General features: G+C 72.9%; 12 protein-coding genes. 11 read left to right on the top strand and 1 reads right to left on the bottom strand.

What is annotated here, in order from left to right; translation table 11 throughout:
• A partial coding sequence (locus NH339_RS14705; protein WP_253026654.1) for a response regulator transcription factor occupies positions 1-573 on the top strand: 573 nt, incomplete at its 5' end.
• A 3-nt stretch (positions 574-576) separates the two neighbouring features.
• Here NH339_RS14705 and NH339_RS14700 read toward each other — a convergent pair.
• The gene (locus tag NH339_RS14700; RefSeq protein ID WP_253026652.1) at positions 577-1,845 is read right to left on the bottom strand and encodes an isochorismate synthase MenF; all 1,269 of its coding nucleotides are present in this window, start codon (positions 1,843-1,845) and stop codon (positions 577-579) included.
• Between the two features lie 32 nt (positions 1,846-1,877).
• Here NH339_RS14700 and NH339_RS14695 point away from each other — a divergent pair, with 32 nt between their 5' ends.
• The 10 genes from NH339_RS14695 to NH339_RS14650 form a co-directional block, all read left to right on the top strand.
• The gene (locus NH339_RS14695) at positions 1,878-2,570 is read left to right on the top strand and encodes a demethylmenaquinone methyltransferase (protein ID WP_067854595.1); all 693 of its coding nucleotides are present in this window, start codon (positions 1,878-1,880) and stop codon (positions 2,568-2,570) included.
• A gap of 566 nt (positions 2,571-3,136) precedes the next feature.
• A complete protein-coding gene (locus NH339_RS14690; protein WP_253026650.1) occupies positions 3,137-4,366 on the top strand; it encodes an MFS transporter in 1,230 nt (409 codons plus the stop codon).
• A 110-nt stretch (positions 4,367-4,476) separates the two neighbouring features.
• On the top strand, positions 4,477-4,851 hold the full coding sequence (locus tag NH339_RS14685) for a helix-turn-helix transcriptional regulator (protein ID WP_253026648.1): 375 nt from the start codon (positions 4,477-4,479) through the stop codon (positions 4,849-4,851).
• A 164-nt stretch (positions 4,852-5,015) separates the two neighbouring features.
• Positions 5,016-5,375 carry an NADH-quinone oxidoreductase subunit A gene (locus tag NH339_RS14680; protein WP_067861288.1) on the top strand — a complete coding sequence of 120 codons (360 nt, stop codon included), beginning with the start codon at positions 5,016-5,018 and terminating at the stop codon, positions 5,373-5,375.
• Positions 5,375-5,929 (top strand): NADH-quinone oxidoreductase subunit B family protein, encoded by a 555-nt coding sequence (locus NH339_RS14675; RefSeq protein ID WP_253026646.1) that lies wholly within the window; start codon positions 5,375-5,377, stop codon positions 5,927-5,929. Before NH339_RS14680 ends, NH339_RS14675 begins: the two co-directional genes overlap by 1 nt.
• Complete coding sequence (locus NH339_RS14670) at positions 5,929-6,699, top strand: NADH-quinone oxidoreductase subunit C (protein ID WP_256475575.1); 771 nt, start codon at positions 5,929-5,931, stop codon at positions 6,697-6,699. The genes NH339_RS14675 and NH339_RS14670 overlap by 1 nt, the downstream gene beginning before the upstream one ends.
• A 428-nt stretch (positions 6,700-7,127) precedes the next feature.
• On the top strand, positions 7,128-8,465 hold the full coding sequence (locus NH339_RS14665) for an NADH-quinone oxidoreductase subunit D (protein WP_253026644.1): 1,338 nt from the start codon (positions 7,128-7,130) through the stop codon (positions 8,463-8,465).
• Positions 8,462-9,331: an NADH-quinone oxidoreductase subunit NuoE gene (nuoE, locus tag NH339_RS14660; RefSeq protein ID WP_253026642.1), complete on the top strand. Its 870-nt coding sequence runs from the start codon at positions 8,462-8,464 to the stop codon at positions 9,329-9,331. The genes NH339_RS14665 and nuoE overlap by 4 nt, the downstream gene beginning before the upstream one ends.
• Positions 9,324-10,634, top strand: a complete 1,311-nt coding sequence (gene nuoF / locus NH339_RS14655; RefSeq protein ID WP_253026640.1) for an NADH-quinone oxidoreductase subunit NuoF — start codon at positions 9,324-9,326, stop codon at positions 10,632-10,634. Before nuoE ends, nuoF begins: the two co-directional genes overlap by 8 nt.
• The coding region (locus NH339_RS14650) for an NADH-quinone oxidoreductase subunit G (RefSeq protein ID WP_253026638.1) at positions 10,631-12,196 on the top strand (1,566 nt) is incomplete at its 3' end. The genes nuoF and NH339_RS14650, both read left to right, overlap by 4 nt.

Here is a 12,196-nt window from a genome sequence, read left to right as displayed (position 1 = left end):
GACGCCGCCCTGGCCGCGGCCCAGGAGGCGGCCGCCCTGGCGCCGCAGCTGGGCCCGGAGGGCAGGACGTGGCTGGTGCGTCTGCAGGCCGAGCGGCTGCGCCTGCGGTGGCTGGCCGGTGTCGACGCCGACCGCGAGTCGCTCGAGGACCTCTGGCGGCGCGCGGTCGAGGGCTTCGGCGCGTACGGCGAGGTCTACGAGCGGGCTCGCTCCCAGGTCCGGCTCGCGCAGGTGCTGCTGACGTCGGGGAGGCGCCAGGACGCGGTGTCGCTCGTGGAGGATGCGACCGCCACGGCGCGCCGGCTCGGGGCGCAGCCCCTGCTCGACGAGGCGGCGGCGCTGGTGCCGTTGCGGCCCGACGTCCGTGCCGAGGCGCAGGCCGTCGCGCTCACGCCGCGCGAGCGCGAGGTGCTGTCACTCGTGGCCGAGGGGCGGACCAACGGCGAGGTCGCGGCACGCCTGTTCATCAGCACCAAGACCGCCTCGGTCCACGTCTCCCACATCCTCGCCAAGCTCGGCGCGTCGTCGCGCACGGAGGCGGCGGCGGTGGCGCGTCGCGACGGGCTGCTCTGAGCCTCAGGCCAGGGCGTCGCGGACGGGGACGAGCTTGGCCTGGCTCTCGGCCAGCTCGTCGGCCGGCACCGAGTCGGCGACGATGCCGCAGCCCGCGAACAGACGCACGCGGCGACCGTCGTCCTCCAGCTGCGCCGACCGCAGGCCGATGCCCCACTCGCCGTCGCCCTCGGCCCCGATCCAGCCGACCGGTCCCGCGTAGCGTCCGCGGTCGAGACCCTCGATCTCGGCGATGAGCGCGACGGCGGCGTCGGTCGGGGTGCCGCCGACCGCGGCCGACGGGTGCAGTGCGGCCACGAGGTTCAGCGCGCTCGCGTCGCCGCGCAGCACGGCCGTCACGTCGGTGGCCAGGTGCATCACGTTCGGCAGGTGCAGCACGAACGGCGCGTCGGGCACGTTGGTGCTCGAGCAGTGCGGGGCCAGCGCCTCGGCGACCGACCGGACGGCGTACTCGTGCTCCTCGAGGTCCTTGCTCGAGCGGGCCAGCGACGCGGCGAGTGCGAGGTCGCGCGTGTCGTCGCCCGTGCGGCGGATCGTGCCGGCCAGGACGCGCGACGTCACCAGCCCGCGCTCGAGACGTACCAGCATCTCCGGCGTGGAGCCGAAGAAGCCGTCGACGTGGAACGTCCAGCAGCCGGGGTAGTCGCGGGCCAGCCGGCGCAGCGGGGAGCGGACGTCGAGCGGCGCGTCGAGCTCGGCGACGAGGTCGCGGGCGAGCACGACCTTGTCGAGCTGCCCGGCGGAGATGCGGCGCACGGCCTCGGCCACCACGTCCTGCCAGGCGTCGCTGTCGACCGATCCGTCGACGAGCTCCACGCCGCACGGGTGCTGCGGCGGGTCGGCGGGCGTGAGGGACGGCGGGGAGGAGATCGACGTGCCCACGACCGTGACCCAGCTGCGCCCGTCGCGGCGACCGACGACCACCTCGGGCACGACGAGGCTGCTGCCGCGGCCGTCGTCGGCGAACGCGAAGCTGCCGAACGCCACGAGCCCGCTGCCAGGCACGTGCACCTCGTCGCGCGTGACGCTGTGCCGCGTGACCTCGCGCCACCAGCGGTGCGCGCGGTCGAACCGGTCGGGTCCGTCGACGGACAGCGACGCCGCGCGGCCCCAGCCCACGAGCCCGTCGCCGTGGTGCACCCAGGCGACCGCGTCGGAGTCGCGGCGCAGCAGCGCGAGCAGCGGCCCGGGGTCGTCGACCTCGACGGTGCGGGCGACGAGCGGCGACGGCAGGGGGCTCGCCGCAGCGGCCACGGGGGGAGGGCTCGTCACCCGATCGAGCCTACTCGTGGGACGCTTGCGGGGTGAGCCGAGCCGGACTGGACAAGGAGCCCCGCGACGTCGCGCGCATGTTCGACACCGTCGCCCAGCGCTACGACGTGACGAACGACGTGCTGTCCCTCGGCCAGGACCGACGGTGGCGTCGCAAGGTCGTCGACCTCGTCGCCCCGAAGCCGGGCGAGCGCATCCTCGACCTCGCCGCCGGCACCGGGACGTCCAGCGAGCCGTTCCGCGAGGCGGGCGCCACGGTCGTGCCCTGCGACTTCTCCCTCGGCATGCTGCAGGAGGGTCGCCGCCGGTTCGCGCACCTGCCGTTCGTCGCCGGCGACGGCATGCGCCTGCCGTTCGCCGACGCGTCCTTCGACGCGGTGACGATCTCCTTCGGCCTGCGCAACATCCACGACCCGCTGCAGGGTCTGCGCGAGCTGCGACGCGTGACCCGACCGGGCGGTCGGATCGTCGTGTGCGAGTTCTCGACGCCCACCTGGGAGCCGTTCGCGGCGGTCTACTCGAACTACCTGATGCGTGCGCTGCCGTCGATCGCGCGCCGCACGTCGTCGAACCCCGAGTCGTACGTCTACCTCGCGGAGTCGATCCGCGCCTGGCCCGACCAGAAGGGCCTCGCCCTGCGCATGGTCGAGGCGGGGTGGGGCCGTGTGGAGTGGCACAACCTCTCCGGCGGCATCGTCGCGCTGCACCACTCCTTCCGCCCCTGAGTCTCGCCTCTCCCGTGCGCTGCCTGCGGGTGGTCACGACCGGCTGGTGCGCTGCCGCAGGGAGTCTTCGGTCGCCGGTGCGCTGCCTCGGCTCGCGCCGGGTGACCTCCGAGAGGCCTCGACCGGGCGGATGGCGCGATGCCCGGCTGAGGTTTCGGGCTGTGGCGGGGCCTGGTGTGTGGGAGGTAGGTGGCGCGCGCTTCCTGCGGGATGGGCGGTAGGTGACGCGCGGATACGGGGCCGCTATCCGCACGTCACCTACCTCTGCGCGTGGGGATACGCGCGCTACCTACCGCCCACCTAAGGCGCACCCCGAGAACCCGAGCGACGCCGTTCCCAGCCGCCCGGTCGAGGCCCTTTCGGAGGCCATGACCGGCCGACAGCCGCGGCAGTGACGTAGCACGCTCAGATCACCTGCGGCAGCGCGCCAGCAAGATCACGACCACCACAGGTAGCGCACCGGGGGTCGAGACGGCCCGCGGCCAGCACAGCAGCACGATCGGGACCGACCCGCACACCCGCACCACGTCACTTGCACATGTGCGCGGATGTGCACACAATGAACTGTGCTGACGACGCTGCGCCACCACCCGCGCTACGCCCGACTCTTCGCCGCCCAGCTGAGCGGGCTGCTCGGCACGGGTGTGCTGACCGTCGCGCTGGCCCTGCTCGCCGCCGACCTGGCGGGACCGCGGGCGGCCGGGGTGCTGGCGACGGCGATGACGGTCAAGATCGTCGCCTACGTCGTGCTGTCGCCCTGGATCGCGCGGCTGACCGCCGGCTGGGCGCCGGTGCGCGTGCTCGTCGGCGCCGACGTCGTGCGCGTCGCGGTCGCCGCGTCGCTGCCGCTCGTGGACGCCACCTGGCAGGTCTACGTGCTCGTCCTGGTGCTGCAGGCGGCGTCCGCCGGGTTCACGCCCGCCTACCAGGCCCTCCTCCCCCGGGTGCTGCCCGAGGAGGGTGACTACCGGCAGGCGCTGTCGCTGTCGCGGGTCGCGTACGACGCCGAGGCGGTGGTGAGTCCCGCGGTCGCGGCGCTGGCGCTCGTGCTGGTCGACGCCCGCTCGCTGTTCCTGCTGTCCGCCGTCGGGTTCGTCGGCTCGCTCGCCTGGGTGCTGGCCGCACGACCGCCCGCCGCGGCCGCCCCCGCGGGGGAGCGGGAGGAGCGCAGCGGCGGGTTCGTGGCGTTCGTGCGGGTGCCCGACCTGCGCCGGCTGCTCCTGCTCGACCTCGTCGCGGCCTGCGCCTACGCGTCGGCGCTCGTCCTCACGGCGACCCTGGTGGCCGACGTCGGCTGGGGCGAGCCCGAGGTCGGCGTCGTGCTCGCCGTGTTCGGAGCCGGCTCGGTGGTCGGTGCGGTGCTCGTCTCGCGCTGGACGGGGGAGCCGTGGGCGCCGATGTGCTGGGGCGCGGGCGTGGTGACCCTGGCGCTGCTCGTCGCCGCGACGGTCGGTGGCGGGGGTGCGGGGCTCGTCGCCACGTGGGCCGTCCTCGGCCTGGGGTCGTCGCTCGTCCTCACGCCGTCGGGCCAGGTGCTGCGGGCGCAGGGAGAGGGTCGACGGCTCACGCTCCTGTTCGCCGGGCACTTCGCCTGGTCGCACGCCTGCTACCTGCTCACGTACCCGCTCGCCGGGATCGTGGCCGTGCAGGCGTCGCCCCGGCTGGCCCTCGCCGCCCTGGGCGGCCTGGCCGCCGTCGCCCTCGTCGGCGCGCTGCGCCCCCATCACGCCCACTCCCGCCTGTTTGCGTGGGGCCCCACGCAGACAGGCTCCGCCCACCGCAAGCATGCGGCCTGAGTGCGCGTTTGCGTGGGGCCCCACGCAAACGCGCACGGGTGGCGGCCCTGACGAGGGGCGCGACCGGCGCGCCGACCCCTGCGCGACCCCGGCTGCGCCACAATGACGACGTGAGCGACGGCGGCAGGGGCGGACGGGCGATCGAGCCTGCGCCCAGCCTGCGTCACGACGTCGAGCCCACGGCCGAGCGGCTGGCCGAGGCGTCGGAGGTGTTCGGCCTGCTGTCCGACCGCACCCGACTCCACCTCCTGTGGGTGCTGGCCCGCCAGGACGCCGACGTCACCACCCTCGCCGACACGGTCGGCGCGAGCCGGACGTCGGTCAGCCAGCACCTCGCGAAGCTGCGTCTCGCCGGGCTCGTCGAGGCGCACCGCGAGGGCCGCCGGGTGCGGTACACCCTCGTCGGCGGGCACCTGCGTCGCCTCCTCCTCGAGGCTCTCGGACACGCCGACCACGTCGTCACGGGCGAGCCGCACCACGTCTGACCTGCGTCGACACCATCCCACCGGACGCGGCACCCCGACTTAGTGTGACCTCAGTTACACACGCCCCTCGGCGGGCGTAGAGTGAGGCGCAGGTCACGTTGTGAAGTAGTTCACAAGGTCACGACCTCGGGAAGACCCAACGTCCACACATGCTGGAGGTGACGGTGAACGAGTACACACCCGTCCTCGTCCTGGGTGCCCTCGCGGCCGGCTTCGCCGTGTTCAGCATCGCGATCGCGCCGCTCACCGGACCGAAGCGGTACAACCGCGCCAAGCTCGACCGCTACGAGTCCGGCATCGAGCCCAGCCCGCTCCCCGACGGCGGCGGCAAGGTCAGCGTCAAGTACTTCTTCACCGCGATGATGTTCATCGTCTTCGACATCGAGATCGTCTTCCTCTACCCCTTCGCCGTCGCCTTCGACCAGATGAGCTGGTTCGCCGTCTTCGCGATCCTGCTCTTCCTCGTCAACGTCACGATCGCCTACGCCTACGAGTGGCGTCGCGGTGGAATGGAGTGGACCTGATGGGTCTCGAGGAGAAGCTGCCCAGCGGCGTCCTGCTCTCGACGGTCGAGGGCCTCGCCGGCTACATGCGCAAGGCGTCGTTCTGGCCCGCCACGTTCGGGCTCGCCTGCTGCGCCATCGAGATGATGACGTTCGGCGCCCCCCGGTTCGACTCCTCCCGGTTCGGCATGGAGGTCTTCCGTCCCAGCCCCCGCCAGGCCGACCTGATGATCGTCGCCGGCCGCGTGAGCAACAAGATGGCGCCCGTCCTGCGCCAGATCTACGACCAGATGGCCGAGCCCAAGTACGTGCTCGCCATGGGCGTCTGCGCCAGCTCCGGCGGCATGTTCAACAACTACGCGATCGTGCAGGGCGTCGACCACGTCGTCCCCGTCGACATGTACCTCCCCGGCTGCCCGCCCCGCCCCGAGATGCTCATCGACGCCATCCTCAAGCTGCACGACAAGATCCAGCACACCAAGCTCGGCGCGCACCGTCTCGAGGAGATCCGTGCCGACGAGGCCGCCGCCCTCGACGCCGCGCCGACGTCGGCCATGAAGGGCCTGATGCGCTGATGGCCGACGACAAGACCCGCACCGTCGACGACCACACCACCACGCAGGACCGCTCGCACGACCCCGTCCCCGACGGCAACGCACCCGTCGTCCCCGCCGGCACCGACACCTTCGAGGTCGTCGACGTGCGCCAGGGCATGTTCGGCGTCCACGGCACCGGCGACACGAGCGGCTACGGCGGCATCACCCGCCCCGTCGCGATGCCACCCGCCTCCCAGCCGCCCTTCGGCCCCGGCGACGGACCCGGCTGGTTCGACGACGTGCACGACCGACTCGTCGCGCTCTCCGACGGCACCGACGCCGTCGAGCGCGTCGTGGTCGACCGCGGCGAGATCACCTTCGTCGTCCGCCGCGAGACGCTGCTCGACGTCGTCCGGCACCTGCGCGACGACGCGGCGCTGCGCTACGAGCTGTGCAGCAGCCTCTCCGCCGTGCACTTCCCGCACGAGACCGGCCGCGAGCTGCACGTGGTGCTCCACCTGCTCTCCATGACGCACCGGCGCCGCATCCGCGTCGAGACCACGTGCCCCGACGCCGACCCGCACGTGCCGAGCGTCGTCGCCGTCTACCCCACCGCCGACTGGCAGGAGCGGGAGGCCTACGACATGTTCGGCATCGTCTTCGACGGCCACCCCGCCCTCACCCGCATCCTCATGCCCGACGACTGGCAGGGCCACCCCCAGCGCAAGGACTATCCCCTCGGCGGCATCCCCGTGGAGTACAAGGGCGGCACGGTCCCGAGCCCCGACCAGCGCAGGAGCTACTCGTGAGGGCCGCCGAGGGGACAGTCCGGACGCTCTGTCATGCCGCTCGCTCCGCTCGCGGGGGCCTCGGCGGCATCCCCGTGGAGTACAAGGGCGGCACGGTCCCGAGCCCCGACCAGCGCAGGAGCTACTCGTGAGGGCCGCCGAGGGGACAGTCCGGACGCTCTGTCATGCCGCTCGCTCCGCTCGCGGGGGCCTCGGCGGCATCCCGGTCGAGTACAAGGGCGGCACGGTCCCGAGCCCCGACCAGCGCAGGAGCTACTCGTGAGTGGCTTCCAGCGTCGGTGCGGAGTGGTCTCGATACGTCCGACCGCGCTCCTTCGTCGCCGCTCGGACTACTCGACCAGCGGGATCCTTCGCTGGTCGAGTAGTCCCCGTGGCGAGGCACGAGTATCGAGACCACTCGGCAACGGCTCAGCGCTCGGGAGGACGCGATGACCGACACCACCCACGACGCCTACGCCGGCACGAGCGAGACCACCGCGGGACCGGTCTTCACCGTCACCGGTCAGGACTGGGACACCGTCGACGCGTCCGCCGTCGACGGCGACCGGATCGTCGTCAACATGGGGCCCCAGCACCCGTCGACGCACGGCGTGCTGCGACTCATCCTCGAGATCGACGGCGAGACGGTGAAGGACGCCCGACCCGGGATCGGCTACCTGCACACCGGCATCGAGAAGAACATGGAGTACCGCACCTGGACGCAGGGCGTGACGTTCTGCACCCGCATGGACTACGTGGCGCCGTTCAGCAACGAGGCCGCCTACGTCGCCGCCGTGGAGCGGCTGCTGGGCGTCGAGGACGACGTGCCCGAGCGGGCCCGGACCATCCGGGTGCTGATGCTCGAGCTCAACCGGATCAGCTCGCACCTCGTCTGCATCGCGACCGGCGGCATGGAGCTCGGTGCCCTCACGGTCATGACCTGCGGCTTCCGCGACCGCGAGCTCATCCTCGACCTCTTCGAGGCGATCTCGGGGCTGCGCATGAACCACGCCTACCTGCGACCCGGCGGCGTCGCGCAGGACCTGCCCGACGGCGTCGTCGAGCAGCTGCGCGACACCGTCGCCCTGCTGCGCAAGCGGCTCCCGGAGTACGCCGCGCTCTGCAACGCGAACCCGATCTTCAAGGGCCGGCTCAAGGGCGTCGGGCACCTCGAGCTCGACGGCTGCCTCGCCCTCGGCCTCACCGGACCCGTGCTGCGGGCCACCGGCTACGACTGGGACCTGCGACGCACGCAGCCGTACTGGGGCTACGACACCTACGACTTCGACGTCGTCACCTGGGACGAGCCCGACGCCTACGGCCGGTTCCGCGTGCGGCTGGAGGAGATGTGGCAGTCGCTGCGCATCGTCGAGCAGGCGATCGACCGGCTCGAGGACACCGCCGGCGCGCCCGTCATGGTCGACGACCCGAAGATCGCGTGGCCGGCCCGGCTCAGCGTCGGCAGCGACGGGCAGGGCAACTCCGCCGAGCACATCCGCCACATCATGGGCGAGTCGATGGAGGCGCTCATCCACCACTTCAAGCTCGTCACGGAGGGCTTCCGGGTCCCACCGGGCCAGGCCTACGCCGCGATCGAGGCCCCGCGCGGCGAGATCGGCTGCCACGCCGTCTCCGACGGCGGCACCCGCCCCTACCGGGTGCACTTCCGCGACCCGAGCTTCGTCAACCTGCAGGGCACGTCGATCATGAGCGAGGGCGGCATGTTGTCCGACGTCATCGTCGCCATCGCCAGCATCGACCCCGTCATGGGCGGGGTGGACCGATGAGCCAGGGCGTCACGCCGCCGCTCGACGAGGCGACGATCGCGGAGCTGCGCGAGCTGATGGGCCGCTACCCGCAGGCGCGGTCGGCGCTGCTGCCGATGCTGCACCTCGTCCAGTCGGTGCAGGGCAGCGTCACGAGCGAGGGCGTCGAGACCTGCGCGCAGCTCCTCGGTCTGACCACGGCGGAGGTGTCCGGCGTGGCCACCTTCTACACGATGTACAAGCGGCGCACGATGGGCACGCACCACGTCGGCGTCTGCACCAACACCCTGTGCGCGGTGATGGGCGGCGACGCGATCTTCGAGCGGCTGAGCAACCACCTCGACGTCGGCAACGACGAGACGACCGCCGACGGCCAGGTCACCCTCGAGCGCATCGAGTGCAACGCCGCCTGCGACTACGCGCCGGTGCTGACGGTCAACTGGGAGTTCATGGACCACCAGACGCCGGAGTCGGCCGTCGACCTCGTCGACCGGCTGCGTGCGGGTGAGCCGGTGCAGGCCTCCCGTGGGGCCACCATCACCAGCTGGCGCGACGCCGAGCGCGTGCTGGCCGGCTTCGAGGACGGCCGTGCCGACGAGGGCCCGTCGGCGGGCGACGCCTCGCTCGCGGGCCTGCGGATCGCCCAGGAGCGCGGCTGGTCGGCACCCCCGGTCCCCACGGTGGCCGACGCCGGGACGCGGGACCACGGCCCCGGCGGGGGTTCCGGGCCGTGGGCGGAGAAGGAGCCCGACGAGGTCGCGCGGTCGAAGGACACGGCGGAGGCGGAGGCCGACACGCGTCGGGCCGAGGACGAGACCGTCGCCGAGGAGTCGCCTGCCGACGTCCGCGGCGGAGGTTCGAAGGAGGGCGGGGAGTCCGATGACTGACACGCTGACGCCGGTGCTGAGCCGGGGCTGGGCCGACGAGCGCTCGTGGACGCGCGAGGCCTACGAGGCGCGCGACGGCTACAGCGCGCTGCGCACGGCCCTCGACATGGCGCCCGACGAGATCGTCACGCTCGTCAAGGACGCCGGGCTGCGTGGTCGCGGCGGCGCCGGGTTCCCCACCGGCATGAAGTGGAGCTTCATCCCGCAGGACAACCCCCACCCCAAGTACTTGGTGGTCAACGCCGACGAGTCCGAGCCGGGCACCTGCAAGGACATCCCGCTCATGATGGCCAACCCGCACGAGCTGATCGAGGGCGTCGTCATCGCGAGCCTCGCCATCGGCTCGGAGCAGGCGTTCGTCTACGTGCGCGGCGAGGTGCTGCACGTCGTGCGACGTCTGCGGGCCGCGTGCCGCGAGGCGTACGAGGCCGGCTACCTGGGGGCCGACGTGATGGGCTCCGGCCGGCGCGTCGACCTCGTCATCCACGCCGGCGCCGGCGCCTACATCTGCGGCGAGGAGACGGCGCTGCTCGACTCGCTCGAGGGTCGGCGCGGGCAGCCGCGGCTGCGGCCGCCGTTCCCCGCCGTCGAGGGTCTCTACGCCAGCCCCACGGTGATCAACAACGTCGAGTCGATCGCGTCGGTGCCGGCCATCGTCCGCGGCGGCGTCGACTGGTTCGCCTCGATGGGCACGGAGAAGTCCAAGGGCTTCACGCTCTACTCGCTGTCGGGCCACGTGCGACGCCCCGGCCAGTACGAGGCCCCGCTCGGCATCACCCTGCGCGAGCTGCTCGACCTCGGGGGCGGGCTCCGCGACGGGGCCGAGCTGAAGTTCTGGACGCCGGGCGGCTCCTCGACGCCGATCCTGACGGCCGAGCACCTCGACGTCCCGCTCGACTACGAGGGTGTCGGCGCCGCCGGCTCGATGCTCGGCACCAAGGCGCTGCAGGTCTTCGACCAGACGACGTCGGTCGTGCGGTGCGTGCTGCGCTGGACGGAGTTCTACAAGCACGAGTCCTGCGGCAAGTGCACGCCGTGCCGCGAGGGCACCTGGTGGCTGGTCCAGGTGCTGCAGCGCCTCGACGCGGGCCAGGGTCGTGAGGGCGACGTCGCGCTGCTGCTCGACCTCTGCGACAACATCCTCGGCCGGTCGTTCTGCGCCCTCGGCGACGGCGCGACCAGCCCGATCACATCGGCCGTCCGGCACTTCCGCGACGAGTTCGAGGCGGGGATGCACACCCCGTCGGCGGAGCTGTTCCCGCCCGCCGCGTCCACGCTCTTCGCCGCGGAGGTGAGCGCATGACCGTCGAGGCGTCCCGCGAGACCCAGGCCCCGGTCGATCTCGTCACCCTGACCATCGACGACGTCGAGGTGAGCGTCCCGAAGGGCACGCTCGTCATCCGCGCCGCCGAGCTGGTGGGCACCGAGATCCCACGGTTCTGCGACCACCCGCTGCTCGAGCCGGTCGGCGCGTGCCGGCAGTGCCTCGTCGAGGTGCCCGACGCGGGCAACGGGCGTGGCTTCCCGAAGCCGCAGGCCTCCTGCACGCTCGAGGTGGCGCCCGGCATGGTCGTCCGGACGCAGGTGACGTCGCCGGTGGCCGAGAAGGCGCAGCACGGCACGATGGAGCTCCTGCTCGTCAACCACCCGCTCGACTGCCCCGTGTGCGACAAGGGCGGGGAGTGCCCGCTGCAGAACCAGGCGATGAGCCACGGGCGGGGGGAGAGCCGCTTCGCGGAGACCAAGCGGACGTTCCCCAAGCCGCTGGCCGTCTCCGAGCAGGTGCTGCTCGACCGCGAGCGCTGCGTGCTCTGCGCACGCTGCACGCGGTTCTCCGAGCAGGTCGCCGGCGACCCGTTCATCGCGCTCGTCGAGCGCGGCGCACGCCAGCAGGTCGGGATCGGGCCGTCCGTCGACGCCGAGGCGTTCGGCGACCGTGCCGGTGCTGACGGTGAGGGGGGCGGCGCGCAGCCGTTCCACTCCTACTTCTCGGGCAACACGATCCAGATCTGCCCCGTGGGTGCGCTCACCAGCGCCGACTACCGGTTCCGCTCGCGGCCCTTCGACCTCGTCTCGACGCCGAGCGTCGCCGAGCACGACGCCTGCGGTGCCGCGATCCGCGTCGACCACCGCCGGGGTGTCGTCATGCGGCGCCTCGCCGGCGACGACCCCGAGGTGAACGAGGAGTGGGTCACCGACAAGGACCGGTTCGCGTTCACGTGGAGCCGCCAGGACGACCGGCTGCGCACGCCGCTGGTGCGTGACCCCGACACCGGTGGGCTCGTGCCGACGTCGTGGCCCGGCGCCCTCGCCGCAGCCGCGGCAGGGCTGCGCGAGGCCGCGGGCACGGTGGGCGTGCTGCCCGGCGGACGCCTCACCGCCGAGGACGCCTACGCCTACAGCGTGTTCGCCCGGGTCGCGCTGCGCACCAACGACATCGACTTCCGCGCACGTCCGCACTCGGCGGAGGAGTCGGCGTTCCTCGCCGCTCGTGTGGCCACCCGCCAGGACGTCGCCACGCGCGACCTCGAGTCGGCGTCGACCGTGCTGCTCGTCGGCCTGGAGCCCGAGGACGAGGCCGGCACGCTGTTCCTGAGGCTGCGCAAGGGCTCGCGGCACGGGGTGCGCGTCGTGGCGGTCGGCTCGCACACCACGCGCGGCCTCGCCAAGTGCGGTGGCGAGCTGCTGGCCGCCCGTCCTGGCGAGGAGGCCTCGACCGTCGACGCGATCCAGGACGGCGACGGCTCGGCCGACCTGGGTCTCGACCCCCGCTCCGTCGTGCTGCTGGGCGAGCGGCTCGCGTCGTCGCCCGGTGCGTTCAGCGCCGCGGTCCGCCTGGCCGAGCGCACCGGTGCCCGTCTCGCG

This window comes from Aeromicrobium sp. CnD17-E (genome assembly GCF_024124745.1).
Taxonomy (GTDB): Bacteria; Actinomycetota; Actinomycetes; order Propionibacteriales; family Nocardioidaceae; genus Aeromicrobium.
This window is presented reverse-complemented; position numbering and strand designations above follow the sequence as displayed.

Excerpts from the sequence above, each read along its gene's own strand:
- nuoF (WP_253026640.1), top strand. The coding sequence starts at position 9,324 with ATGACTGACACGCTGACGCCGGTGCTGAGCCGGGGCTGGGCCGACGAG.
- nuoE (WP_253026642.1), top strand. The coding sequence starts at position 8,462 with ATGAGCCAGGGCGTCACGCCGCCGCTCGACGAGGCGACGATCGCGGAG.
- NH339_RS14670 (WP_256475575.1), top strand. The coding sequence starts at position 5,929 with ATGGCCGACGACAAGACCCGCACCGTCGACGACCACACCACCACGCAG.
- NH339_RS14665 (WP_253026644.1), top strand. The coding sequence starts at position 7,128 with ATGACCGACACCACCCACGACGCCTACGCCGGCACGAGCGAGACCACC.
- NH339_RS14675 (WP_253026646.1), top strand. The coding sequence starts at position 5,375 with ATGGGTCTCGAGGAGAAGCTGCCCAGCGGCGTCCTGCTCTCGACGGTC.